Consider the following 25,127-nt stretch of genomic DNA (forward strand, 5'->3'; position numbering starts at 1 on the left):
ATCCCATTCCGAACTCGGCCGTGAAACGCCTCAGCGCCGATGGTACTGCGTCTTAAGACGTGGGAGAGTAGGTCGCCGCCAGGTCGCCACGACGCACACCAAGCCAAACCCAACGAGCAGAGCGTATAAAGCCCGGCCAGCAGAGCCCGGCTCCAAGGCCCCTTCGCGCGGGCGCAACACAAACAAAATCTTTCGAACGTTTTCATAGGAACGCGCCGGGGCATCGGGTCCGGCGCGCGAAGGCGTTTGTCCGGACGCATCCTCAACGCGGTGTCACGGCGAGGATGACCTCTTCGCTCACGCCACGGCGAAGAGGTTGTCGCCCTCCGGGCTTTCGTCGGCGTTGGGATCGCCGAGCGCGGTTTCCCAGCCGAGCGCCGGCAGAGAGATGGCGCGCGTGTTGCCGAGGCCGCTGCGCGTGGCGATGAAGCCGCGCTGCTCCATGTAGGTCAGCAGGCGCCGCGCCCGGCCGCGCGAACGGCTGCCGCAGGCCCGCGCCACATCGGCGTCGGACGGGCAGGGCAGATGGTCGAGCGCGGCGCGCGCCAGCATCAGGAAGACGACCTGAATGTCCTCGGGCAGGGTGGCCGCAACTTCCGTCGCCTTGGTCCAGGCGGGGTTTTCCTCCTCCGTCTGGCCGGCACCGGCGCGGGCGGCGGCCAGCTTGCGGCGGAAGGCCGGCAGTTCGAGGAGTTCGCCACGGATCTCGCGGTTGCGGCAGCGGACCAGGAAATCCTGATAGAGGACGGCGATGGAGCGGTAGGGCGCCTCCGGGTCGGCCAGCACCTCGCGCAGAACCTCGTCGTAGGCGGCGTGGCGCTCGGCGGCCTGTTCCGGAGTTTCCGGCTCCTCGGCGGGATCCTCGGAGACGGGGTCGTCGGTGGTGGCGGGGGTGATGACCGGGCGTGGGCGCGAGAGTTGCGCCAGCAGGTCGGCGCTGGCCGAGGCCGAAGGGCGGCGCACCGGGTAGCGCGGAGGCTCCGGCTCGCCATGCTTGAAGATCAGCTCGCGCGCGTCCTCGACCGGCGTGGCGGGCAGCGGCATCAGGGACGGGCTGCCGGTGCGCCCCTGGGTCTCCACGGCGCCAATGCGCAGGGGGAGCGGACGGCGGGAGAGCGCGGGGCCGAGGGCGATGAAGTGGCCGCGCTCCAGGTCGCGGAACATCTCGGCCTGCCGGCGCTCCATGCCCAGAAGGTCGGCGGCGCGGGCCATGTCGATGTCGAGGAAGGTGCGGCCCATCAGGAAGTTGGACGCCTCCGCCGCCACGTTCTTGGCGAGCTTAGCGAGGCGCTGAGTCGCGATTACCCCGGCGAGGCCGCGCTTGCGGCCTCGGCACATCAGGTTGGTCATAGCGCCGAGGGAGACCTTGCGTGCCTCGTCCGACACCTCGCCGGCGGCCGAGGGGGCGAACAGCTGCGCCTCGTCCACCACCACCAGCATCGGGTACCAGAAATCGCGGTCGGCGTCGAACAGCCCGCCGAGGAAGGCGGCGGCGTGGCGCATTTGCATTTCCGAGTCCAGCCCTTCCAGGTTCAGGACCACGGAGACGCGGTGCTGGCGCACACGGGCGGCGACGCTCTGCAGGGCGGCCTCTGTGTGTTCGGAGGCGTCCACGACGATGTGGCCGAAGCGCTCCGCCAGCGTGACGAAGTCGCCTTCCGGGTCGATGATCGCCTGCTGGACCCACTGGGCGCTCTGCTCGATCAGGCGGCGCAGCAGGTGCGACTTGCCGGAACCGGAATTGCCCTGCACCAGCAGGCGGGTCGCCAGCAGCTCCTCAAGGTCGAGCGTCGCCGGAGTGCCCGCCGTCGTCCGTCCCATGTCGATGCCGACCTTCATGCTCTGCTGTCCTCGTTCCGCTGAAGCCCACCCGTATAACGCAAAAGGGCGGCCGGGGACGAGAACCGGTTTGGGTCCCTCTGGAGATCCGCTGAAAAGCGGAGGGGAGTCACGAAACGGAAAAAATGATCTGCTACACACAGGGTTGCGCCCGAACGGGGTGCCGCAACAGTCGGTCCGCGTCCCATGAATTGGCTCTCGCCACAGATGACGGAGGGGCAGATAACGGAGGTGGAGCGTCGCGCTGTCCCGCCGGGGTGCGCGCCGGAGGCCGCCCTGCCCGCCGATTGGCGCGCGACGCTGTCGGTTCTGGATTACGCGTTCCAGCCCATCGTGCAGATGCGCACCGGCCGCTGCCATGGGGTGGAGGCGCTGCTGCGCGGGTTCGAGCGCACGCCCTTCGCCGGGGCGAACGACCTGCTGGATGCGGCTTGCGTGCAGGGCGTGCTGGCCGAGGTGGAATGCGCCCTGCACGCCAAGGCGGTGGAGGCCTACCGCGCGCTGGAGGGTTGGCAGGGGGCCAAGCTGTTCCTGAATATCGACGCACGGTTGGTCGGGATGCCGGGGTCGCCCTGGCTGGATGGGCGGGCGGCGGGAGATCGGCGGCTGAGCGTCAATCTGGAAATCTCCGAACGGCGGGAGTTGCAGCCGGACAACAGCGTCGAGCAGGCCATCGAGGCGTATCGGCAGGCGGGGGTGGGCGTCGCCCTGGACGATTTCGGGGTCGGCTTCGCGGGGCTGCGGCTGCTGCATGAATCGAAGCCGGACTATGTGAAGATCGACCGCTATTTTGTGTCCGGCATCGACCAGGACATGCGCAAGCGGGCCATCGCCAATTCGCTGGTCAGCTACGCCCACGCGCTCGGCATCCTCATCATCGTGGAAGGGGTGGAGACCGAGACGGAATTCCACACCTGCCGCGATTTGGGCTGCGACTTCGCGCAGGGCTATCTGATCTGCCGGCCGAGCCTGGGTTTCCGGCTGGTGCCGGAGAGCTTTCCGCGCGTGGAGGCTCTGAACCGCAAGGACCGCCGCAAGCCGAGCGAGGCGCACCGCCGCCTGTCGGAGGTGATCGAGCGGCTCGCTCCGCTGCCGGTGGAGTCGCCGAAGACGGACTTGCTGGAGTATTTCCGGGGTGACAACGCCTCGACCATCGCGCCCGTCGTGGACCACCAGCGCCGCCCGCTGGGGCTGATCCGGGAGCGCGATCTGAAGCGCTTCGTCTATTCGCGCTTCGGGGGAGAGTTGCTGAGGAATCGGGGGCTTGGCGACACGCTGATGGAGCTGGTCGTCAAAAGCCCGGTCTGCGACATCTCCACGCCGCTGGATCAGGTGATCGAGGCCTTTTCGGCCGAAGAGTCCAGCGACGGGATCATCATCATCGAGGGCGGGGAGTATGTCGGCTTCCTGTCCAGCGGCGCGCTGATCCGGCTGGTGCACGAGCGCAACCTCGCCATGGCGGCGGACCAGAACCCGCTGACCCGGCTGCCCGGCAACGCCGCCATCGTCCGCCACATCGAACGCGCGCTGGAGGACCAGGGGCGGCGGCACATGCTGGCCTATCTGGACTTCGACAACTTCAAGCCGTTCAACGACAACTTCGGTTTCCGGCAGGGCGATCGGGCGATCTTAATGTTCAGCGAGCGGCTGAAGGCTTGGGCGTCTGGAGGGACATCCGGAGGGGCGAGCGGTGCGGATGCGTTCGCGGGGCACATCGGCGGCGACGACTTCTTCCTGGCGGTCAGCGGGGCCGGGGAAGACGAGACGCTGAAGCGGCTGGCGGAGTTGGTTGCGCTGTTCCGGTCGGATGCCGAGAGCCTGTACGACCCGGAGACGCGCGAGGCCGGGCAGTTCCTGGCGAAGGACCGCTACGGCAGCCTGCGGGAGTTCCCGCTTCTGTCGGCGAGCGGGGTGGCCGTGGTGATTGCGCCGGGGCCGCATCGGCTGACCCCGGACGCCATCAACGCGGTGATTGCGAACCACAAGGCGGAAGCAAAGGGGCGCGCGGACAAGCTGAGCGTGGTGCGGCTGCCGTAGAGTATTGCCCCCTCCCTAACCCTCCCCCGCTTCGCAGGGGAGGGAGGGGACCCATGCGCAGCATGGGGGGCAATCGGAGCCTATGACTTCACCTTGTACAGCGGCTGGCTGTCCCCGCCCTCGACGCGCGGGCGGTTGGGTTCTTCCTCGGTCAGGGGATCGCATTCCACCATGGTGGCGAGGGAGCGGGCGGTCAGGCGCTGGTACTCGGCCGTGCCTTCGGCCTTCCAGGCGATCTCGTCCTCGCGCAGCTCGCGGATCACCTTGGCGGGGAGACCGGCGACGAGAGTGCGCGGGGGCACCGCGAAGCCGGCCTTCACGAAGGCCATGGCGGCGACGATGGCCTCCTCGCCGATCACCGCGCCGTCCATGACCACCACGTTCATGCCGACCAGCGCACCGCGCTTCACGACGCAGCCGTGCAGGACCGCGCCGTGGCCGACGTGCCCGTCCACCTCGACCACCGCGTCATGGCCGGGGAAGGCGTGGAGCGTGCAGTTGTCCTGCACGTTGCTGCCCTCCTCCAGGATGATGCGGCCGAAGTCGCCACGCAGGGACGCGCAGGGGCCGACGTAGCAGCCGGCCCCCACGATCACGTCGCCGATCAGAACGGCGGAGGGATGCACGAAGGCGGTCGGGTGGACCACCGGCACCACGCCGTCGATGGCGTAGACCTTCGGACGCAGGCCCGTCATGTTCCCTCCTTCAGGCGGCGACCGGAACGCGGGTCTGGACGACGCGGAAGCGGCTCGCCACGAAGGCGAGGTCGCAGAGCGCCGCGTTGCAGGCCGGGTTGGCGCCGGTGCCGTGGAAGTCGCTGAAGGCCGCCGACTGGTTGACGAAAACGCCGCCGGTCAGGTTGACGGACAGGGCGACACCGGCTTCGGTGAAGGCGTCCTGGGCCTTGGCGATGGTGGTCTGGTCGGTGCTGTAGAGGGCGGCCGTCAGGGCACCCTTGCCGCGGGCGAGGGCGGTGGCGCGGGTCAGTGCGTCTTCGGTGTTGTCCACCTTCACGATCATGGAGATGGGGCCGAACCACTCGTGCCCGTACTTCGCCTCGTCCTGGGCGTCGAGGACGAGGATGACGGGGGTGTGGACGCGGGCGTCGGCGAACTTGGGGTGGTCCACCTTGCGGGAGGCCAGCGCCACGGTGCCGAGGCTGTGGGCGTCCTCAAGGCGCTTCAGGGTGGCGTCGGACTGGATGGCGCCCAGCACCTCGACAGCGCGCTCGGCATCGGACAGGAACTTGTCGGTGGCGCCGGCGATGGCCTGGACGACCTGATCGAAGCTGAGCTGCTCGCCGCCGGCCTTGATGCCGTCCTTCGGCACGAAGATCGCCTGCGGGGTCGTGCACATCTGGCCGGAATAGAGCGACAGCGAGAAGGCGAGGTTGCGCGCCATGCCCTTCGGGTCGTCGGTCGAGTCGATGACGACCGTGTTCACGCCGGCCTTCTCGGTGAAGACCTGGGCTTGGCGGGCGTTCTGTTCCAGCCAATTGCCGAACTCGCTGGAGCCGGTGAAGTCGATCAGCGCGACCTCCGGCCGGGTGGCGAGTTCCTTGGTGATCGGCGCGTCGGCGCTGTCGGCGGCGAGGGTGACGAGGTTGGGGTCGAGGCCGGCTTCCTTGAGGACTTCGCGGCAGACCTCCACGGTGATGGCGAGCGGGAGGATGCCCGCCGGGTGCGGCTTCACGATCACGGGGTTGCCGGTGACGAGGCTGGCGAACAGGCCCGGATAGCCGTTCCAGGTCGGGAAGGTGGCGCAGCCGATCATCACCGCGACGCCGCGCGGCACGACCTCGAAGACCTTGTCCATGACCAGCGGCGGGTTCTTGCCCTGCGGCTTTTCCCAGCGGGCGGAGGGGACCTGATCGGTCATTGCCTTCCAGCCGTAGGTGACGGCTTCAAGGCCCCGGTCCTGAGCGTGCGGGCCGCCGGCCTGGAAGGCCATCATGAAGGCCTGGCCGGTGGTGTGCTGGACCGCGTTGGCGATCTCGAAGCTGCGCTTGTTCAGGCGCGTCAGGATTTCCACGCAGACCCCGGCGCGGCCATCCGGGCCGGCCTTGCGCCAGCCGGGCATGGCGGCCTTCGCGGCGGAGAGCAGGGCGTCCAGGTCGGGCTTCGGGTAGGTCACGCCAAGGTCGAATCCGAAGGGCGAGCGTTCGGCGCCCACGAAGCCGCTGCCGGCGGGCTGGTCCAGCGGGAACAGCTTGTTCAGGCGGGCCTTGAAGGCGGTCTCGCCGTCCGCGGCGGCGGTTTCGCCATAGGCGCGGGGGCTCGGCATCTCGGCGAAGGGCGACCAGTAGCCGCGCTGGCGCGAGGCGGCAACGGCCTGATCCAGGGTGGCGCGGTGGCGCTCGAACAGCTCTTGCGGGGTGGTCATGACAGGCGTCTCCTCCGGGTTTCTTCGTATTGGTTGTTTTCGTTGTGGTGGGCCGCGTTCAGAAAGGCGGTCCAGTTTTTGAGCCAAGCCAGCGCGTCCTCGTCGGGCAGCGGCTGTTCGCAGGCGTCGATCTCCAGGCGCTCACCCAGGCGTGTGGCGCCCAGGCGGCGCAACGCCTCGTCCAGGCGGCGGCCGGCGAGGCAGAAGGTGTCGTGATAGGTGCGGTCGCCCAGCGCGATGACGCCGTAGCGCAGGTGGCTGAGGTCGGGCCGGGTCGCGTCCAGGCTGCGGGCAAAGGGGGCGATGTTGTCCGGCCAGTCGCCATAGCCGTGGGTCGAAGTGCAGACCAGCAGCAGGTCGCGCTCCGACAACCGCAGGTCGGCGCAGTCCTGGTCGGTGGAGAGCGTGGCGCCGTGGCCGGCGCGCGCCAACGCGTCGCGCACGCATTCGGCGACGAGACGGGCGTTTCCGGATTCCGAGCCGACGACGATCAGGATCTCAGCCATGGCCGGACCTTACACCAGGGCCGACGAATAGTGATACCGATTTTTGGAGTATGTCCGTGGTTCTGTATCCCTTTGGCCCTGCCCCAACGGGTGGGGGTGGAGGGAAAGCTTTTTCCCGCTTGCCCACCGCGCGCCGCCGATGACATATTACATGCAAGCGCATAACGCGCATCAAACTGTATCATATCGATACGGCAAGAACGGCCCCAACAAAGGGACGACTAGGGAATGGAAACGCACCTCTTCACGGCGGGAGTCCGCCGATGAGCTACGCCAGCATCCTGTTCGAGGTGGCGGACGGCGTGGCGACGCTGACGCTGAACCGGCCGGACAAGCTCAACAGCTTCACCAGCGACATGCACGCGGAGGTGCGCGACGCGCTGTTCCGCGTGAAGGAAGACGAATCCGTGCGCTGTCTGCTGCTGACCGGCGCGGGGCGCGGCTTCTGCGCGGGGCAGGATCTGTCCGACCGGGCGGTGGCGCCGGGGCAGGAGATGCCGGATCTCGGCCAGTCCATCGAGACGAACTACAACCCGCTGGTCCGCACGCTGCGCGCGCTGGACATGCCGGTGATCGCGGCGGTCAACGGCGTGGCGGCGGGGGCCGGGGCGAACATCGCCTTCGCCTGCGACCTCGTGCTGGCGGGGCGTTCGGCGAGCTTCATCCAGGCCTTCTGCAAGCTGGGGCTGGTGCCCGATTCGGGCGGGACGTGGTTCCTGCCGAAGCTGATCGGTACGCAGCGGGCGATGGCTCTGGCCATGCTGGGCGAGAAGGTGACGGCCGAGGAGGCCGAGCGGCTCGGCATGATCTACAAGGCGGTCGATGACGCGGAGCTGATGCCGACCGCGTCGGCGCTGGCCCGGCAGCTGGCGACCCAGCCGACCAAGGGCCTGGCCCTCATCAAGAAAGCCATCTACGCCTCCACCACCAACACGTTGGACGAGCAGCTGGACCTGGAGCGCGATCTTCAGCGCGCCGCTGGCCGCACGGCCGATTACCGCGAGGGCGTCGCCGCCTTCCTGGAGAAGCGGGCGCCCCGATTCGAGGGCAAGTGATGGCCGGTTTGGATCGTTCGGCGACCGTGGCCGTGGTCGGCTGCGGCGCCATGGGTGCCGGCATCGCGCAGGTGGCGGCCAGCGCCGGGCATACGGTGCTGCTGTTCGACGCGCGGGAGGGGGCGGCGGCCAAGGCGGTGGACGGCATCGCCGACGCGCTCGCCAAGCTGGTCGCCAAGGACAAGATGCGCGAGGAGGACCGGGTTGCCCTGCTCGGGCGGCTGGAGCCGGTGGGCGGGCTGGCGGCGCTGGCCCCGTCGGCGCTGGTCGTCGAGGCCATCGTTGAAGACCTGGAGGTCAAGCGCGGGCTGTTCCGGGACCTGGAAGGGATCGTGGGAGAGGACGCGATCCTCGCCACCAACACCTCCTCCTTGCCGGTGACGGCGATTGCGGCGCCGCTGAAGCGGCCGGAGCGGTTCGCGGGGCTGCACTTCTTCAATCCCGCGCCGCTGATGGCCCTGGTGGAGATCATCAGCGGGCTGGCGACGGACCGGGCGGTGGCGGAGACGCTGTTCGCCACGGCGAAGACCTGGGGGAAAAGCCCGGTGCACGCGCGCTCCACGCCGGGCTTCATTGTCAACCGGGTGGCGCGGCCCTTCTACGCCGAGGGCTTGCGGGCCTTGCAGGAGCAGGCGGGGGACCCGGCGACGCTCGATGCCGTGATGCGCGAATGCGGCGGTTTCCGCATGGGGCCGTTCGAGTTGATGGACCTGATCGGCCACGACGTGAACTTCGCGGTCACGCGGTCGGTGCACGCGGCCTATTTCGGCGATCCGCGCTTCCAGCCCTCGCTGATTCAGCAGGAGTTGGTGGAGGCGGGACGGCTGGGGCGAAAGACCGGGCGCGGCTTCTACGACTACGGGGCGGGGGTGGAGAAGGCGCTGGCCAAGGATGCGCCGGACGCCCCCCGGCCCTCGGTGGTGTCGGTGGAAGGGCATCTCGGGCCGGCGCATGGGCTGGTGGAGGTGATCCGCGAGGCGGGCATCACGGTGGAGAAGCTGCCGGGGCCGCTGCCGACCCGTCCGTTCGGGCGCAACCGCATCGGGCGGCTGGTGGTGGACGGGGTGACCCTGACCCTGACCGACGGGCGCAGCGCCACCCAGCACGCGGCGGAAATCGGGCGGGGGGACGTGGTCCTGTTCGATCTGGCGCGGGACTATGCGGGGGCGACCCGCATCGCCATCGCGGCGGCGGACGGGGCGGCGCGCGGATCCATCGCGAAGGCGGCGGGGCTGTTCCAGGCGCTGGGCAAGCGCGTGTCCGTGCTGGACGACCTGCCGGGGCTGCTGGTCATGCGCACCGTCGCCATGCTGGCGAACGAGGCGGCGGACGCGGTGCTTCAGGGTGTCGCCAGCGCGGCCGACGTCGATACCGCGATGACCAAGGGGGTGAACTATCCGCTGGGGCCGCTGGCCTGGGCGGAGACCATCGGGCTCGACCTCGTGGTCGACGTGCTGGACGCGCTCAACCGCACCTATGGCGAGGACCGCTACCGCGCCTCGGCGCTGCTGCGCCGCAAAGTTTGGGGAGGAACCTTCTTTCATGACTGAGACGAACAGGGCGCAGGCCATCGCCGAGGCGGTCGGGCGGGGCATGTACGAGCGCGACCATTGCGCCATCGCCCATGGGATCGAGCTGGTGGAGATCGCGCCGGGCTATGCCCGCATGACCATGACCGTGCGCAAGGACATGGTGAACGGCCACGACATCTGTCACGGCGGCATGACCTTCACGCTGGCCGACACGGCCTTCGCTTACGCCTGCAACGCCGGCAACGAAGTCACGGTGGCCGCCGCCTGCAACATCGTGTTCCCGGCCCCGGCGAAGCTGGGCGACGTGCTGACGGCGGAATGCCGCGAGGTGCACAAGCGCGGCCGGGCCGGCGTCTATGACACAACTGTGACCAACCAGGAGGGCGCCGTCATCGGCATCTTCCGTGGCCAGTCCATGCGCATCCAGGGCGAGGTTGTGAGCCTCTAATAAGAAGATCGGGGGGAGTGAGATGACCGAAGCCTACCTCTGCGACGCGGTTCGCACGCCGTTCGGGCGCTATGGCGGGGGGCTCGCGCCGGTGCGGGCGGACGATCTGGCCGCCGTGCCGATCAAGGCCTTGATGGAGCGCAACGCAGGCGTGGATTGGGCCGCCGTGGACGACGTGATCCTCGGCTGCGCCAATCAGGCCGGCGAGGACAACCGCAACGTCGCGCGCATGGCCGCGCTGCTGGCGGGGCTGCCGGTGGAGGTGCCGGGGACGACCGTGAACCGGCTGTGCGGGTCGGGGCTGGACGCGCTGGGCATGGCGGCGCGCGCCGTCAAGGCCGGCGAGGCGGACCTGATCATCGCGGGCGGGGTGGAAAGCATGACCCGCGCGCCCTTCGTGATGGGCAAGGCCGACAGCGCCTTTTCCCGCGAGGCGCAGACGTTCGACACGACCATCGGCTGGCGCTTCGTGAACCCGAAGATGAAGGCGGCCTACGGGATCGATTCGATGCCGGAGACGGCGGAGAACGTCGCGGCCGATTACGACGTCAACCGGGCGGATCAGGACGCCTTCGCGTTGCGCAGCCAGCAGCGGGCGGCGCGGGCGCAGGAATCCGGGCGGCTGGCGCAAGAGATCGTGCCGGTGCTGATCCCGCAGAGGAAGGGCGATCCGAAGGTCATCGACAAGGATGAACACCTGCGCCCCGACACGACGCTGGAGGCTCTGGCGAAGCTGGGGACGCCGTTCAAGAAGGAAGGCGGGTCGGTGACCGCAGGCAACGCCTCGGGCGTCAATGACGGGGCGGGGGCGCTGCTGGTGGCGTCGGAGGCGGCGGTTCGGAAATACGGGCTGACACCGCGCGCGCGGGTCACCGGGCTCGCCACGGCGGGCGTGCCGCCGCGCGTCATGGGCATCGGACCGGCCCCGGCGACGCGGAAGCTTCTGGAACGGCTGGGGCTGCCCATCGGCGACGTCGATGTCGTCGAGCTGAACGAGGCCTTCGCGGCGCAGGCGCTGGCGGTGCTGCGGATGCTCGGCCTGCCGGACGACGCGGAGCATGTGAATCCCAACGGCGGGGCCATCGCGCTCGGCCACCCGCTGGGGGCGTCGGGCGCCCGGCTGGCCGGAACGGCCCTGGTCGAATTGGAGGCTCGCAAGGCGCGCCGCGCGCTCTGTACCATGTGCATCGGGGTGGGGCAGGGCATCGCGTTGATGCTGGAGCGCGACTGACCGCACACCCATATCAATTTGCGGGCATATCAATTTGCGGGACCAACAAAACAAAAACCGGTCCGGAACGCAGCTTCGGGAGAGAAACGCCATGTTGATGCTGAACACGCCGCTGCAGCACGAACTTGACCATTACGAGACGGCCAGCCGGGACGAGATCACGGCCATGCAGATCTCGCGGCTGAAATGGTCGCTGCAGCACACCTACGCCAACGTCGCGCATTTCCGGGCCAAGTGCCAGAAGAAGGGCGTCACCCCGGCCGACTTCAAGGAGCTGAAGGACCTGGCGCTGTTTCCCTTCACGGTGAAGGAGGACCTGCGCCAGACCTACCCGTTCGGCCTGTTCGCCGTGCCGATGACGGAGCTGGTGCGCCTGCACGCCTCCAGCGGCACGACCGGCAAGCCGACGGTGGTCGGCTACACCGACGCCGACATCCACAACTGGGCCGATCTGGTCGCCCGCTCCATCCGGGCGGCCGGCGGGCGGCGCGGCGACCGGGTGCATGTGTCCTACGGCTACGGGCTGTTCACCGGCGGTCTCGGCGCCCATTACGGGGCGGAGCGGCTGGGCTGCACCGTCATTCCCATGGGCGGCGGACAGACGGAGCGGCAGGTGCAGCTGATCCGCGACTTCGAGCCCAACATCATCATGGTCACCCCCTCCTACATGCTGAACATCGCGGAGGAGATGGAACGCCAGGGCATGAAGACGTGGCAGACGGCGTTGCGCGTCGGCATCTTCGGCGCCGAGCCCTGGACCAACGCCATGCGGGCGGAGATCGAGCAGAAGTTCGGCATCGACGCGGTCGATATTTACGGCCTGTCGGAGATCATGGGGCCGGGCGTCGCCAGCGAGTGCGTGGAGACCAAGGACGGCCCGGTCATCTGGGAGGATCATTTCTATCCGGAGATCATCAACCCGGAGACGGGCGAGGTTCTGCCGGACGGCGAGTATGGCGAACTGGTCTTCACGACGCTGACCAAGGAAGGCCTGCCGATGATCCGCTACCGCACGCGCGACCTGACGCGGCTGCTGCCGCCCACGTCGCGCAGCATGCGGCGCATCGACAAGATCACCGGCCGGTCGGACGACATGCTCATCATCCGCGGCGTCAACGTCTTCCCGACGCAGATCGAGGAGCTGATCTGCAAGGAACCGATGTTCGCGCCCCACTATGAGCTGGTCGTGTCGCGCGACGGGCACATGGACAATCTGGCGGTTCGGGTCGAGGCGGAGCCGAGCCACGCCGGCGGCGACCGCAAGGCGTTCGGCAAGCACTTGCAGCACCGCATCAAGTCACTGATTGGCATCACTACAGCGGTCGAGGTGGTTGATCCCGGCGCGATCGAGCGCTCGCAGGGCAAGGCGAAGCGCGTGCGGGATCTGCGGCCGAAAGGGTAGCACCCAGGTGCCCCCTCCTTTCCCGCTCCGCCGGGGAGGGAGGGGGCAATGGCCCTTCTCAATGCAGGTCTTTCCGTTTGAAAAGTATCATTTGAAACTGTATCATCAGAAACAAATAAAGAGACTTCGGGGGAAACGCACCATGCACTCGACCTACAGCTACCCGAAATTCGCCTACACGCCGTCGGAGGAACAGCGCACCGGGACCGTCAAGCGCCACCCCGTCGTGGTGGTCGGGGCCGGGCCGGTCGGCATGACCGCCGCCATCGACCTCGCCCAGAAGGGGGTGCCGGTGGTCGTGCTGGACGACGACGACACGGTCAGCATCGGCAGCCGTGCGGTCTGCTACGCCAAGCGGGCGCTGGAGGTGTGGGACCGGATGGGTTCCGCCCAAAAGATGATCGACAAGGGCGTGATCTGGAAGATCGGCAAGGTCTTCCACGGCGACAGCCAAGTCTACCAGTTCGACCTGCTGCCGGAACCGGACCATAAGATCCCGGCCTTTATCAACCTCCAGCAATATTATCTGGAAGAATACCTGATCACCGACGCGAAGAAGACGGAGCGGGTCGATCTGCGCTGGAAGTCGCGCGTGCTGTCGGTCAAGCAGCAGGACGACCATGTGGTGCTTCAGGTCGAGACCCCGGACGGCGTCTACGCGCTGGAGGCCGATTGGGTGATCGCCTGCGACGGCGCCAAGTCCTCGATCCGCAAGATGCTGGACCTGGAGTTCGTGGGCGAGGTGTTCCAGGACCGCTTCCTGATCGCCGACGTGGTGATGAAGGCCGACTTCCCGGCGGAACGCTGGTTCTGGTTCGACCCGCCCTTCCACCAGAAGCAATCCACCCTGCTGCACATGCAGGCGGACAACGTCTGGCGCATCGACTTCCAACTGGGCTGGGGCGCCGATCCGGAGGAGGAGAAGAAGCCCGAGCGGGTCATCCCCCGCCTGAAGGCCATGCTGGGCGAGGACACAGAGTTCGAGCTGGAGTGGGTGTCGGTCTACACCTTCCAGTGCCGGCGCCTGGAGAATTTCCGCAAGGGCCGCGTTTTCTTCGCGGGCGACAGCGCGCATCAGGTCTCGCCCTTCGGCGCGCGCGGCGCCAACTCCGGCGTGCCGGACGCCGACAATCTGGTGTGGAAGCTGAAGCTGGTGATGGACGGCGTGGCGCCGGACAGCCTGCTGGACACCTATTCTGACGAGCGCGTCGCGGCGGCGAAGGAGAACCTGCTGAACTCGACGCGGTCCACGGATTTCATCACGCCTAAGAGCGAGGTCAGCCGGACCTTCCGGGACGCCGTGCTGAATCTGGCGGGCGAGCAGCCCTTCGCGCGGTCGCTGGTGAACTCCGGCCGCCTGTCTACGCCGACGACCTATGTGGACAGCCGTCTGAACACGCCGGACGGCGACCGGTTCGAGGGCAAGATGGTGCCGGGCGCGCCCGCGACCGACGCTCCGGTGGAGGCGCAGGGACAGGCCGGCTGGCTGATGGACAAGCTGGGCGGCGGTTTCGTGGCGCTCTACTACGCCGGAGGCGACGCGGTGCCGGCCGAGGTGGCGGAGCGGCTTGACGGGCTGGCGAAGGGGGCGGTGCCGTTCGCGTGGCACGCCGTCACCAGCCGGCGCCGCGAGGCTCTGCCGAACGAACTGGTGGACGTGAACGGCCGCTTCGAGGAGCGGTACGACGCCACGCCGGGCACGCTGTACCTGATCCGTCCCGACCAGCATGTGGCCGGGCGCTGGCGGAATTTCGATGCCGACAAGCTGGCCGGTGCGCTGAACCGCGCTGTCGGTCTGTAAGAAAATAGTGGGGAGGACATAGTCATGGCCACGCTCGTGACCGAGAACCGGCTTGCGAATCCGGACGATTTCTACGAGGCGCTGATCGACACGCATCGCGACCTGAGCGCCGAGCAGAGCAACATGGTCAATGCCAAGCTGGTGCTGCTGCTGGCGAACCACATCGGCGACATGGAGGTGCTGAAGGAGGCGCTGCGCATCGCCCGCAAGGGGGTGTGAAAGCGCCGGCCGGCGGGCCCCCACCCTGACCCTCCCCCATGCTCCGCACGGGGGAGGGGACTGTGCTACAAAGCCGCCAACGGGCAAACGCACGGGGACGCGCAGGATGTCGGCACGGCCAACGGAACGGATGGTCCATCTTCGGGGCGGCGGGGTCAGCCTCGCGCTGGGCGTCGAGGACACGGCGCGTCTGCTCTACTGGGGACCGGCCCTGCCCGAGGGCGTGGACGAGGGAGGCTTGCGCGCCTCCCTTCCCGAATCAGGTATTGACGCGCCGATGTTCCCGCCGCTGCTGCCGGCCTCGGGTTGGGGTTTCTGGGGGCAGCCGGCGCTGTCGGGGCGGCATGACGGCGGGGGCTGGGCGCCCCGGCTGCGCGCCATGGGGGTGGAGGCGACGGCCGGCCGGGCGCGGATCGCGCACGAGGCCGAGGACGGGTCGCTCGCCGTCGTCGTGGACTTGGACCTGGACGCCGGGACGGGCGTGCTGCGCGCCTGCGCCGAGGTAACCAACCGGGCCGCCGAACCCTACCGGCTGGACTGGTGCGCGTCACTGTGCTTCGCGCTGCCGGCTTTCCTGGACGAGGCGCTGGTCTCCGAGGGCGCCTACATCCGCGAGTTTCAGGAGCGGCGGGTGGCGCTGGGCGCCGGCGTGCTGCTGCGCGAGAACCGGCGCGGGCGCACGTCCCACGATGCTTTTCCGGGCGTGGTGCTGGGCGAGCGCGGCTTTGGCGCGGAGCGCGGGGCGGTGTACGGCTTCCACCTGGGCTGGAGCGGCAACCACCGCCTGCTGGTGGAGACCCGCCCGGACGGCACGCGGATCGTGCAGCTGGGCGAGCTGCTGCATCCGGGCGAGGTCGTGCTGGGTCCGGGGGAGAGCTATCGGACGCCGCCGGCCTACGCGGCGGTGGATGGGGGTGGGCTGAACGGGCTGATGGCGCGCACGCACGCCCATGTGCGGCAACGCATCCTGCCGCGCCAGCCCCTGCGCACGCGGCCGGTGCATCTGAACATCTGGGAAGCAATCTACTTCGCGCATGAGAAGGGCGCGCTGCTGGACCTGATCGACCGCGCCGCGAAGGTCGGGGTGGAGCGCTTCGTCATCGACGACGGCTGGTTCCACGGGCGGGTGAACGAGCGCGCGGGGCTGGGCGACTGGTGGCCGGACGAGGGGAAATATCCGGACGGGCTGGCGCCCATCGCCGAGGCCGTGCGGGCGAAGGGCATGGAGTTCGGCCTGTGGGTCGAGCCGGAGAACGTCAATCCGAACAGCGAGCTTTACCGCGCGCACCCGGATTGGGTGATGGAATTGCCGCAGGCGACCGACCCGGAGCGGTGGCCGCCGGGGCAGTGGCGGCAGTTTGTGCTCGACCTCGGGCGGGCGGAGGTGGCGGACTATCTGTTCGACAAGATCGACGCGCTGCTGCGGCCCGGATACATCGGCTACCTGAAGTGGGACATGAACCGCGACGTCGCCCCGGCGGGTGTCGGCGGCGAGCCGGCCTATGGGCGGCACACGCGGACGCTGTATGGCCTGATCGACCGGCTGCGGGCCGCCCACCCCGACGTGGAGATCGAGACCTGCGCGTCGGGCGGCGGGCGGGCCGACTGGGGCATTCTGGAGCGGACGGAGCGCGTCTGGGTCAGCGACAGCAACGACGCGCACGACCGGCTGTCCATCCAGCGCGGCTTTTCGCTGTTCTTCCCGCCGGAGGTCATGGGCGCGCATGTGGGGCGCGAGCGCTGCACGGTGACCAGCCGGCGGAACGATCTGGGTTTCCGCGCGGCGGTCGCCCTGTTCGGGCACATGGGCGTCGAATGGGACATCCGCGCGCTGAGCCAGGAGGAACTGGCGGACCTAGCCGCCTGGATCGCCCTGCACAAGCGGCACCGGGCGCTGCTGCACGGCGGCCGGTCGGTGCGGCTGGATTTGGACGGGGTGGAGGCGACGGGGCATGGCGTGGTCGCGCCGGACGGCGCCGAGGCGCTGTACCTCGTGGCGCGGCTGGTCACCCGGCCGGCGCCCATCGCGGTGCGGCTGGCCGGGCTGGACCCGGAGGGGACGTACGTGGTCCGCGTTCCGGAGCCCGCGCCCGACGGCGCCCTGCCCTGGGGGCGGGAAAGCCCGCCGCTCAGCGGGCGGCTGCTGGGCTTCTACGGCGTCCGGGTCGGGCTGGGACGGCTGGACACGGCTGTGGTGCTGCACCTGGAACGGGTGGGGTGAACCCCATTCCTAGGCGGCCCCTTTCTACGCTGCTTGGACACTGTTGTCCTTGCGGCGGGACAGCTGAAGCTGGCCGTCGTGGCATTTCACGTAGGTGGTCTTGCCGGCCTTCAGATTGTCGCAGATGGTGACCAGCGCGCGGGGAATCGCCGCGAACTCCTTGGAGCCGCGCGACTGGGTGTTGTAGGCGGCGAGGTGCTTGCGAAGCTCCTCCTTCGACACCGGCTTTCCGTCGTTTCCGATCATGGCGTCCCCGTGGATGGTCCTGGAAGGACGCTACGCGGAAGCGGGCCGGGCCTCAACCGTCCTTCTTATCGGCGTCCTTCTGGTCGGGCGGGGTGGGGCCGTCGCCGGTCCAGTCGTCGGTGATGTATTTTTGGGCTTCGCTGATCTTCTCGATGTCTTCGCGGTTGGGCGGCTTCGGTACCTTTGCCTGTCCGTTCTCGGGGTTGCGGTCCTGGTTCATGGATCCTCCGCTCCTGGTAGGAGTGATCTGGACGGCGCGGCGGCACCGGCAATACCCCCTTATGACCGCCGGCCGCTTGACAGATTGTTCGGCGCCGCCGGATGATTCGAATCTCAGACCGAGAACTTCGAAGAAAATCGGCAGGGAGACCGGAGACCATGAACACGCTCGCTCGCCGCGTCGTCGGCGCGGCCATTGTTGCGCTCGGCACAGGAATCCTGGGCAGCGCCGCCACCCCGGCCTTGGCGGACACGCCGAAGGACACGCTGGTGATGGCTTGGCAGTTCGACGACATCGTGACGCTCGACCCCGGCGAGATTTTCGAGCTGTCGGGCGCGGAGTACGGCGCGCAGGTCTATGACCGGCTGATTCGCTTCGACGTGAAGGACGTCAGCAAGATCGACGGGCAGGTCGCCGAAAGCTGGACCGTGTCGGACGACGGCAAGACCTTCACCTTCAAGATCCGCGACGGGATCAAGTTCCACTCCGGCAACCCGCTGACGGCCGAGGACGTGGCCTACTCCTTCCAGCGCGCCGTGAAGATGAACAAGGGGCCGGCCTTCATCCTGACCCAGTTCGGCCTGACCCCGGAGAACGTGGACCAAAAGGTGCGCGCCACCGATCCGCGCACGCTGGTGTTCGAGACCGACAAGGCCTACGCGCCGACCTTCGTGCTGTACTGCATGACCGCCGACGTGACCGGCGTGGTGGACAGCAAGCTGGTCAAGAGCAAGGAGGTCAACGGCGACTTCGGCAATGCCTTCCTGAAGACCAACTCCGCCGGGTCCGGTCCCTTCGTGCTGAAGCAGTGGAAGGCGAGCGAACTTCTGTCACTGGAGGCCAACGCGAACTACTGGGGCGGCGCACCGAAGGTGAAGCGCGTGCTGATTCGCCAGATCGCCGAACCGGCGACCCAGCGCCTGCTGCTGGAAAAGGGCGACGTGGACGTGGCCCGCAACCTGAAGCCCGAGCAGTTCGAACCGCTGCGCGGCAACGACAAGATCCGCATCGTCCAGGCGCCCAAGGGCACGCTGTTCTACTTCGGCCTGAACCAGAAGAACGAGATCCTGGCCAAGCCCGAAGTGCGCAAGGCCATGAAGTACCTCGTCGATTACGACGGTATGGCGAAGACCATCATGAACGGCCTCGGCACCGTGCATCAGGCCTTCCTGCCGAAGGGCTTCCTGGGCGCGCTGGAGGAGAACCCGTACAAATACGACCCGGCCAAGGCCAAGGAGCTGCTGAAGGCGGCCGGCTATCCGGACGGCTTCACCATCACCATGGACGTGCGCAACACCTCGCCCAGCATGGACATGGCGCAGGCGATCCAGGGCAGCGCGGCGGCGGCCGGCGTGAAGATCAACCTGCTGCCGGCCGACGGCAAGCAGGTCGTCACCAAGTACCGCGCCCGCAACCACGATATGCTGCTGTACCAGTGGGGCGCGGACTACCAGGACCCGCACACCAACGCCGACACCTTCGCCGCCAATCCGGACAACCGCGACGACGCCAAGGCCAAGCCGCTGACTTGGCGCAACGCCTGGGACATTCCGGAGCTGACCAAGAAGACCGAAGCCGCCGTGCAGGAGCGCGACGCCGCCAAGCGCGCCGCCATGTACCAGGAGCTTCAGCGCGAGGTGCTGGACACCTCCCCCTTCGTGATCATGTTCCAGCAGACCGAAGTGATCGCGGAGCGGACGAACGTCGAAGGGCTGGTCTGGGGGCCGAGCTTCGACAGCAACTACTATTGGAAGGTCAGCAAGAAATAGACGTCCCCTTCTACCCCCTGGCGGGAATGAAAGGTTCTTTTCACCGTCATTCCCGCGAAAGCGGGAATCCAGGGCATTCCAATGCGCTCCCGAGTTGCCCTGGATCCCCGCCTTCGTGGGGATGACGGAAAAGGCGAGGCTCCCCGCAGGGGAGGATGATTTCATGAGAGTGTCTTGGCTGGAATCCTGAAACGTCCGGGCTTTCCGGGCCGCCGCCATGTGGTGCGCGGAACGAGCCTGCTGGTGACGCTGGCGCTGACCTTTCTGGGGCTGCTGCTGGTCACCTTCCTGATCGGGCGGGTGGTGCCGATCGATCCGGTGATCGCCATGGTCGGCGACCGCGTGTCGGCCGACACCTACCAGCGCATCCGGCAGGAACTGGGACTGGACCTGCCGCTGTGGCAGCAGTTCCTGCGCTACGTCGGCGATGTGCTGCGCGGTGACTTCGGGGAGTCGGTGCTGACCTCCCGCCCGGTGCTGGAGGACATCGCCCGCGTCTTCCCGGCGACGCTGGAACTGGCGACGGCGGCGATCATCATCGGCGTGACGCTGGGCGTGCCGGCGGGAGTGGTCGCGGCGGTGAACCGGGGGCGCTGGCCGGACCATGTGATCCGCGTGCTGGGGCTGATCGGCCATTCCATCCCGATCTTCTGGCTGGGGCTGATGGCTCTGCTGGTGTTCTACGCGCGGCTGGACTGGGCGCCGGGGCCGGGGCGGGTGGACGTCTTCTATGAGGGGCTGGTGGAGCCGGTGACCGGCATCATCACGGTGGATGCGCTGCTGGCTGGGGAGACGGACGTGTTCTGGAACGCGCTGGCCCATCTGGTGCTGCCGGCCTCCATCCTGGGATACTACAGCGTCGCCTACATCGCGCGCATGACGCGCAGTTTCATGCTGGACCAGCTGCGGCAGGAATACATCACGACCGCCCGCGTGAAGGGCATGTCCGAAACCCGCGTGATCTGGCGCCATGCGCTGGGCAACATCGCGGTGCCGCTGATCACGGTGGTGGCGCTGTCCTACGCGTCCCTGCTGGAAGGGTCGGTGCTGACCGAGACGGTGTTCGCCTGGCCGGGGCTAGGGCTTTACATCACCAACTCGCTGCTGAGCGCCGACATGAACGCGGTGCTGGGCGGCACGCTGGTGGTGGGGGCGGTGTTCATCGGGCTGAACCTGCTCTCTGATTTGCTTTACCGCCTGCTGGATCCCAGAGCACGATGATGGTGGCGCGATGACCACGGCGCACGCCTGGCTTACGACCGAGACGCCGCACTCGCGCACGCAGGCGCGGCTGGGGCGGATTTACATCGGCTGGCTCACCTTCGCCCGCAACCGGCTGGCGATGATGGGGTTGGGGATTGTGCTGCTGCTGGTGCTGATGGCGGCGCTGGCGCCGGTGATCGCGCCGTACGATCCCTATACGCAGGATTTGGCGAACCGGCTGATGCCGCCGAGCGCCGCCCACTGGTTGGGCACCGACGCCTTCGGGCGGGACATCCTGTCGCGCATCCTCTACGGCTCGCGCCTGACGCTGATGATCGTGGCGCTGGTCGCGGTGACGGCGCCCGTGGCCGGGCTGCTGATCGGGACGGTGGCGGGCTATCTGGGTGGATGGGTGGACACGGTGCTGATGCGCGTGACCGACGTCTTCCTGGCCTTCCCGAAGCTGATTTTGGCGCTGGCCTTCGTTTCGGCGCTGGGGCCGGGGATCGAGAACGCGATCATCGCCATCGCGATCACCTCCTGGCCGCCCTACGCACGCATCGCGCGGGCGGAGACGATCACCATCCGCAACAGCGACTTCATCAGTGCGGTGCGGCTGCAAGGGGCCTCGCGGGTCCGGATCATCCTGGGGCATGTGGTGCCGCTGTGCACATCCTCGCTGATCGTGCGGGTGACGCTGGACATGGCGGGAATCATTCTGACGGCGGCGGGTCTGGGTTTCCTGGGCCTTGGCGCGCAGCCGCCGGCGCCGGAATGGGGCGCGATGATCGCCACCGGGCGGCAATATGTGCTGGAGCAGTGGTGGGTCGCCACCATGCCCGGCATCGCCATCTTCGTGGTCAGCCTGGGCTTCAACCTGCTGGGCGACGGCCTGCGCGACGTGCTGGACCCGAAGGCATCATGAGCGACACGCCTTTGCTGGAGGTCGAGAACCTCCGCATCTCGTTTCCGACCCGGACGGGCGTGACGCAGGCGGTGCGTGGCGTGTCCTTCAGCGTGGGGCGGGAGAAGCTGGGCATCGTCGGCGAGTCCGGCTCCGGCAAGTCGATGACGGGGCGGGCTGTGCTGCGGCTGGTACCGCCGCCGGGGATCGTCACGGCCGACCGGCTGAGCTTCCAGGGCGAGGATCTGCTGGGGATGGGCGAAAAGCGGCTGCGCGACATTCGCGGGCGGCGCATCTCCATGGTCATGCAGGACCCGAAATTCTCGCTGAACCCCGTGATGACCGTGGGGCGACAGATCGCCGAGGCGTACCGGGTGCATTCCGACGCCGGCAAGGCGGAGGCCAAGCGCCGCGCGCTGGAGATGCTGGAGGCCGTGCGCATCCGCGATCCGGAGCGGGTCTACGGCCTCTACCCGCATGAAGTGTCGGGCGGCATGGGGCAGCGCATCATGATCGCCATGATGCTGATCCCGAACCCGGACCTGCTGATCGCGGACGAGCCGACCTCCGCGCTCGACGTGACGGTGCAGATGCAGGTGCTCGCCATCATGGACGAGCTGTGCAGCAGCCGGGGCATGGGGATGATCTTCATCAGCCACGACCTGAACCTCGTGGCGTCTTTCTGCGACCGGATCCTGATCATGTACGCGGGGCGGGTGGTGGAGACCTGCCGGGCGTCGGAGCTGCACAACGCCCGGCATCCCTACACGCGCGGCCTGCTCGACAGCCTGCCGCGCCTGGACGACACGCGGGCGGAGCTGCCGGTGCTGAACCGGGATCCGGCCTGGCTGGAGGATGGCGCATGATCACCGTCGATGATCTCCGCGTCACCTTCGGGCATGGGGCCGACGCAGTGGCGGCCGTGCAGGGCGTGTCTTTCGACGTGAAGCCGGGGGAGAGCTTTGGGCTGGTCGGCGAGTCCGGGTCGGGCAAGTCCACCGTGCTGCGCGCGCTGGTCGGGCTGAACCACGACTGGACGGGTTCGGTCACCATCGACGGCAAGGCGCAGGCGCCGCGCCGGGACAAGGCCTTCTTCAAGACCTGCCAGATGGTCTTCCAGGATCCCTACGGCTCCCTGCACCCGCGCCACACCATCGACCGCATCCTGGCCGAGCCCATCGCCATCCACCGGCTGGGCGATGCCGACGCGCGGATCGACCGGGTCCTGCGCGACGTGGGCCTGGGGCCGCAGTTCCGCTTCCGCTACCCGCACCAGCTTTCCGGCGGGCAGCGGCAGCGCGTCGCCATCGCCCGCGCCCTGGTGCTGGAACCGCGCGTGCTGCTGCTGGACGAGCCGACCTCGGCACTGGACGTGTCGGTGCAGGCGGAGATCCTGAACCTGCTGAAGCGGCTGCGGGCAGAGCACGCGTTGACTTACGTGCTGGTCAGCCACAATCTGGCGGTCGTCGCGGCGATGTGCGACCGGCTGGCGGTGATGAACCGGGGCCGCGTCGTCGAGGAGATGGACGTGGCCGCCCTTCGTCGGGGCGAGGCGCGGGAGGGCTACACGCGGCAGCTTCTGCGAGCCAGCCTCGGCTACGACCGCGCGGCGGCGGACAGCTTCCGGGATTTTGCCTGACGAAAACGGGTGGAGGGGCGCATGACGTTGGAAACCCTGCTGGTCTTTCTGCCCGCCTGTTTCGCGCTGAATATGGCGTTCGGGCCGAACAACCTGCTGTCGCTGACCAACGGCGCGCGGGACGGCGCGGTGCGGGCGACCATCGCGGCGAGCGGGCGGCTGGCGGCCTTCGCGGCGATGATCCTGATCACGGCGCTGGGGCTGGGCGCGCTGCTGGCGACGTCGGAGCTGGTCTTCACCGTCGTGAAGTGGCTGGGTGCGGCCTATCTGGTGTGGATCGGGGTGAAGCTGCTGCGCTCCGGCGCGCCGGTGGTGGGGAGCGAGGCGGGCGGTGCGCCGCTGTCGCTGAAGAGCCTGATGTTGCAGGAGTTCTGGGTGGCGGCCGGCAACCCGAAGGCCATCCTGATCTTCACCGCCTTCTTCCCGCAGTTCATCGATCCGGCGAACTACTTGACGAGCTTCGCGGTGCTGGGCGCGTCGTTCCTGGCGCTGGAGGTGGTCGCCATGACGATCTACGCGGCCATCGGCGCGCGGCTCGGCTCCGTGGTGAAGGGCGGCAACGCCTTTCGCTGGTTCAATCGGGCGAGCGGCAGCCTGATGATCGGCTTCGGGCTGATGCTGGCCTTCGTGCGCCGGCCGACCGCGTAAATCCTCAGGTCTTGGGCAGCCGCTGTTCCGGCGCGGAGGACAGCTGGTCGGCCTGGGCCTGCATCTTGCTCAGCAGCCGGTCGAGCAGGGCCGCTTCCTCCTCCGTCAGGGCGCTGGTCAGCTGGGCCTCGTAGGCGAGCGCCAGGGGCACGATCTGCGTGTAGATGTCCAGCGCCTTCGGCGTCAGGGTCAGCAGCGCCTTGCGGCGGTCGGTGTCGCCGGATTCCCGCAGGATCAGGGCGGAATCCAGCATGCGGCTGATGGCGCGGCTGACCTGCACCTTGTCCATGGCCGTGCGCTGGGCGATTTCGCCGGCACTCAGCGTCTCCCCGCCGCCCAGCACGGCGATGATCCGCCATTCCGGGATCGTGATGCCGAAGCGCTTCTCATACAGCTTCGCCACCGTGTGGCTGACCGTGTTGGCCAGCACCGACAGCCGGTAGGGCAGGAAGCGGGTCAGGTGCAGCGTGGCGCCATCGGGCGTGGACTCCGAACGCTTGCGGCGGGCTTGGGGCATGGGGCGTCGCGCTTGTTGCGGTTGCGTCCGCTCATCCTGCGCGAGGATTTTCTGCTTGCAACTGTTTCATATGAAACTAAACTGAGGGGCAGCGAACACGCATCATAAAATCGCTTGGCCAAAACGATCTGGGAGGATCGCCATGAAGAACTGGATCTCGTTTCCGCGCGTGGAAGGCACCGCGACCCGTCAGGCCCACGTCCGTCTGCCGGCCGGGACCTATGAGCGCGAGATGGGGCGCGAGGGCTTTTTCGGCCCGGCGACCCAGATGCACCACGCCCACCCGCCGACCGGCTGGACCAGCTTCGACGGCGACCTGCGCCCGCGCGCCTTCGACCTGAACCGGTCGGAGGAATTCTCCGACTGCCCGCTGAACGCCGTGAGGCTGATGGGCAACGGGGCGACGCAGGTGCGGATGTGGCGCTTCCGGGGGAAGATGGAGCATCTGGTGCGCAACGCCGACGGCGACGACCTGCTGTTCTTCCACCAAGGCGGCGGGCATCTGTTCTGCGACTACGGTCATCTGGAGGTGCGCGAGGGCGACTATGTCGTGCTGCCGCGCAACACCGCCTGGCGTCTGGAAAGCGACGAGCCGGTCACCGCGCTGATGATCGAGGCGACCAACGACGCCTACCAGCTGCCGCACAAGGGGCTGGTCGGGACGCACGCGATCTTTGACCCGGCGGTGCTGGACGTGCCGGTGCTGGACGACGCTTTCCAGGGCCAGAAGAACGAGCGTGAGACGGTCGTGCGCGTGAAGAAGCGGGGCCGGGTCAGCTCCATGGTCTACCCGTTCAACCCGCTGGACGCGGTGGGCTGGCACGGCGATCTGGCGCCGGTGCGCATCAACTGGCGCGACATCCGGCCGCTGATGAGCCACCGCTACCACCTGCCGCCCAGCGCGCACTGCACCTGGGTGTCGGCGCGGTTCGTGATCTGCACCTTCGTGCCTCGTCCGATTGAGTCGGATCCGGAGGCGCTGAAGCTGCCCTATTATCATTCCAACGAGGACTACGACGAGGTGCTGTTCTATCACCGCGGCCAGTTCTTCTCGCGCGACAACATCCATCCGGGGATGGTGACCTATCACCCCTCGGGCTTCCCGCACGGGCCGCACCCGAAGGCCTACGAGATCGCCCAGAAGTTCGAACGCAAGGAGACGGACGAGGTCGCCGTGATGCTCGACACCCGCGACCCGCTGGACGTCTACGAGGGCATGGCCGCGACCGAGTGGACGGGCTACGTCGACAGCTGGAAGGCGAAGTAAGGCATCGCGGGAGAGGGATTCACCACCAAGGCACCGAGACA

Annotated in this window: 23 protein-coding genes and 1 rRNA gene; 17 read left to right on the plus strand and 7 right to left on the minus strand. The window is 68.1% G+C overall.

Annotated elements, in window-relative coordinates; translation table 11 throughout:
• Window positions 1-84 (plus strand): 5S ribosomal RNA (gene rrf / locus J2852_RS14150); the annotation flags it as partial.
• Window positions 85-297: 213 nt separating this feature from the next.
• On the opposite strand, the gene J2852_RS14155 is transcribed toward rrf, so the two are convergent.
• Window positions 298-1,839: an ATP-binding protein gene (locus J2852_RS14155; protein WP_209876515.1), complete on the minus strand. Its 1,542-nt coding sequence runs from the start codon at window positions 1,837-1,839 to the stop codon at window positions 298-300.
• Window positions 1,840-2,070: 231 nt separating this feature from the next.
• Here J2852_RS14155 and J2852_RS14160 point away from each other — a divergent pair, with 231 nt between their 5' ends.
• Window positions 2,071-3,876: a bifunctional diguanylate cyclase/phosphodiesterase gene (locus J2852_RS14160; RefSeq protein ID WP_343206742.1), complete on the plus strand. Its 1,806-nt coding sequence runs from the start codon at window positions 2,071-2,073 to the stop codon at window positions 3,874-3,876.
• A gap of 80 nt (window positions 3,877-3,956) precedes the next feature.
• Here the strand turns inward: J2852_RS14160 and J2852_RS32375 are convergent, their stop codons facing one another.
• Genes J2852_RS32375 through J2852_RS14175 form a run of 3 tightly spaced genes read right to left on the minus strand, consistent with a single transcriptional unit; the run spans window position 3,957 to window position 6,764 of the window.
• Window positions 3,957-4,571 (minus strand): phenylacetic acid degradation protein PaaY, encoded by a 615-nt coding sequence (locus J2852_RS32375; protein WP_209876517.1) that lies wholly within the window; start codon window positions 4,569-4,571, stop codon window positions 3,957-3,959.
• A gap of 10 nt (window positions 4,572-4,581) precedes the next feature.
• The gene (paaN, locus tag J2852_RS14170; RefSeq protein WP_209876519.1) at window positions 4,582-6,258 is read right to left on the minus strand and encodes a phenylacetic acid degradation protein PaaN; all 1,677 of its coding nucleotides are present in this window, start codon (window positions 6,256-6,258) and stop codon (window positions 4,582-4,584) included.
• Complete coding sequence (locus tag J2852_RS14175) at window positions 6,255-6,764, minus strand: flavodoxin domain-containing protein (RefSeq protein WP_209876521.1); 510 nt, start codon at window positions 6,762-6,764, stop codon at window positions 6,255-6,257. Before J2852_RS14175 ends, paaN begins: the two co-directional genes overlap by 4 nt.
• A gap of 263 nt (window positions 6,765-7,027) precedes the next feature.
• On the opposite strand from J2852_RS14175, the gene paaG reads away from it, so the two are divergent.
• From paaG to J2852_RS14215, 8 genes are all read left to right on the plus strand, one after another.
• Window positions 7,028-7,819, plus strand: coding sequence for a 2-(1,2-epoxy-1,2-dihydrophenyl)acetyl-CoA isomerase PaaG (gene paaG / locus J2852_RS14180; RefSeq protein WP_209876523.1), 792 nt, complete (start codon window positions 7,028-7,030; stop codon window positions 7,817-7,819).
• Window positions 7,819-9,369, plus strand: a complete 1,551-nt coding sequence (paaH, locus tag J2852_RS14185; protein ID WP_209876525.1) for a 3-hydroxyacyl-CoA dehydrogenase PaaH — start codon at window positions 7,819-7,821, stop codon at window positions 9,367-9,369. The genes paaG and paaH overlap by 1 nt, the downstream gene beginning before the upstream one ends.
• Window positions 9,362-9,799 (plus strand): hydroxyphenylacetyl-CoA thioesterase PaaI, encoded by a 438-nt coding sequence (gene paaI, locus J2852_RS14190; RefSeq protein WP_209876527.1) that lies wholly within the window; start codon window positions 9,362-9,364, stop codon window positions 9,797-9,799. The genes paaH and paaI overlap by 8 nt, the downstream gene beginning before the upstream one ends.
• A 22-nt stretch (window positions 9,800-9,821) precedes the next feature.
• Complete coding sequence (gene pcaF, locus J2852_RS14195; RefSeq protein WP_209876529.1) at window positions 9,822-11,030, plus strand: 3-oxoadipyl-CoA thiolase; 1,209 nt, start codon at window positions 9,822-9,824, stop codon at window positions 11,028-11,030.
• 91 nt (window positions 11,031-11,121) lie between these two features.
• Entirely contained in the window at window positions 11,122-12,432 is a 1,311-nt protein-coding gene (paaK, locus tag J2852_RS14200; RefSeq protein ID WP_209876531.1) for a phenylacetate--CoA ligase PaaK, read from the plus strand.
• A 142-nt stretch (window positions 12,433-12,574) separates the two neighbouring features.
• Window positions 12,575-14,233: an FAD-dependent oxidoreductase gene (locus tag J2852_RS14205; protein WP_209876533.1), complete on the plus strand. Its 1,659-nt coding sequence runs from the start codon at window positions 12,575-12,577 to the stop codon at window positions 14,231-14,233.
• Between the two features lie 24 nt (window positions 14,234-14,257).
• Window positions 14,258-14,452: a DUF2783 domain-containing protein gene (locus J2852_RS14210; protein ID WP_209876535.1), complete on the plus strand. Its 195-nt coding sequence runs from the start codon at window positions 14,258-14,260 to the stop codon at window positions 14,450-14,452.
• A gap of 130 nt (window positions 14,453-14,582) precedes the next feature.
• The gene (locus tag J2852_RS14215) at window positions 14,583-16,673 is read left to right on the plus strand and encodes an alpha-galactosidase (RefSeq protein WP_209876537.1); all 2,091 of its coding nucleotides are present in this window, start codon (window positions 14,583-14,585) and stop codon (window positions 16,671-16,673) included.
• Between the two features lie 24 nt (window positions 16,674-16,697).
• On the opposite strand, the gene J2852_RS14220 is transcribed toward J2852_RS14215, so the two are convergent.
• Both J2852_RS14220 and J2852_RS14225 read right to left on the minus strand, forming a co-directional pair.
• The gene (locus tag J2852_RS14220; RefSeq protein ID WP_209876539.1) at window positions 16,698-16,919 is read right to left on the minus strand and encodes a hypothetical protein; all 222 of its coding nucleotides are present in this window, start codon (window positions 16,917-16,919) and stop codon (window positions 16,698-16,700) included.
• 52 nt (window positions 16,920-16,971) lie between these two features.
• A complete protein-coding gene (locus J2852_RS14225) occupies window positions 16,972-17,139 on the minus strand; it encodes a hypothetical protein (protein ID WP_209876542.1) in 168 nt (55 codons plus the stop codon).
• 158 nt (window positions 17,140-17,297) lie between these two features.
• Between J2852_RS14225 and J2852_RS14230 the strand changes: the two genes are divergently transcribed.
• From J2852_RS14230 to J2852_RS14255, 6 genes are all read left to right on the plus strand, one after another.
• Window positions 17,298-18,908, plus strand: coding sequence for an ABC transporter substrate-binding protein (locus J2852_RS14230; RefSeq protein ID WP_209876544.1), 1,611 nt, complete (start codon window positions 17,298-17,300; stop codon window positions 18,906-18,908).
• A 183-nt stretch (window positions 18,909-19,091) separates the two neighbouring features.
• Window positions 19,092-20,129: an ABC transporter permease gene (locus J2852_RS14235; RefSeq protein WP_425514382.1), complete on the plus strand. Its 1,038-nt coding sequence runs from the start codon at window positions 19,092-19,094 to the stop codon at window positions 20,127-20,129.
• Between the two features lie 10 nt (window positions 20,130-20,139).
• Complete coding sequence (gene nikC / locus J2852_RS14240) at window positions 20,140-21,036, plus strand: nickel transporter permease (RefSeq protein WP_209876546.1); 897 nt, start codon at window positions 20,140-20,142, stop codon at window positions 21,034-21,036.
• On the plus strand, window positions 21,033-21,881 hold the full coding sequence (locus tag J2852_RS14245; protein ID WP_209876548.1) for an ABC transporter ATP-binding protein: 849 nt from the start codon (window positions 21,033-21,035) through the stop codon (window positions 21,879-21,881). The genes nikC and J2852_RS14245 overlap by 4 nt, the downstream gene beginning before the upstream one ends.
• The gene (locus J2852_RS14250; protein WP_209876549.1) at window positions 21,878-22,654 is read left to right on the plus strand and encodes an ABC transporter ATP-binding protein; all 777 of its coding nucleotides are present in this window, start codon (window positions 21,878-21,880) and stop codon (window positions 22,652-22,654) included. Before J2852_RS14245 ends, J2852_RS14250 begins: the two co-directional genes overlap by 4 nt.
• A 21-nt stretch (window positions 22,655-22,675) precedes the next feature.
• Window positions 22,676-23,302, plus strand: coding sequence for a LysE family translocator (locus tag J2852_RS14255; protein ID WP_209876551.1), 627 nt, complete (start codon window positions 22,676-22,678; stop codon window positions 23,300-23,302).
• Window positions 23,303-23,306: 4 nt separating this feature from the next.
• On the opposite strand, the gene J2852_RS14260 is transcribed toward J2852_RS14255, so the two are convergent.
• Window positions 23,307-23,819, minus strand: coding sequence for a MarR family winged helix-turn-helix transcriptional regulator (locus J2852_RS14260; protein WP_209876553.1), 513 nt, complete (start codon window positions 23,817-23,819; stop codon window positions 23,307-23,309).
• Window positions 23,820-23,961: 142 nt separating this feature from the next.
• Here J2852_RS14260 and J2852_RS14265 point away from each other — a divergent pair, with 142 nt between their 5' ends.
• Entirely contained in the window at window positions 23,962-25,086 is a 1,125-nt protein-coding gene (locus J2852_RS14265) for a homogentisate 1,2-dioxygenase (protein WP_209876555.1), read from the plus strand.
• Window positions 25,087-25,127: the final 41 nt, after the last annotated feature.

The organism is Azospirillum soli (genome assembly GCF_017876165.1).
Classification (GTDB): domain Bacteria; phylum Pseudomonadota; class Alphaproteobacteria; order Azospirillales; family Azospirillaceae; genus Azospirillum; species Azospirillum soli.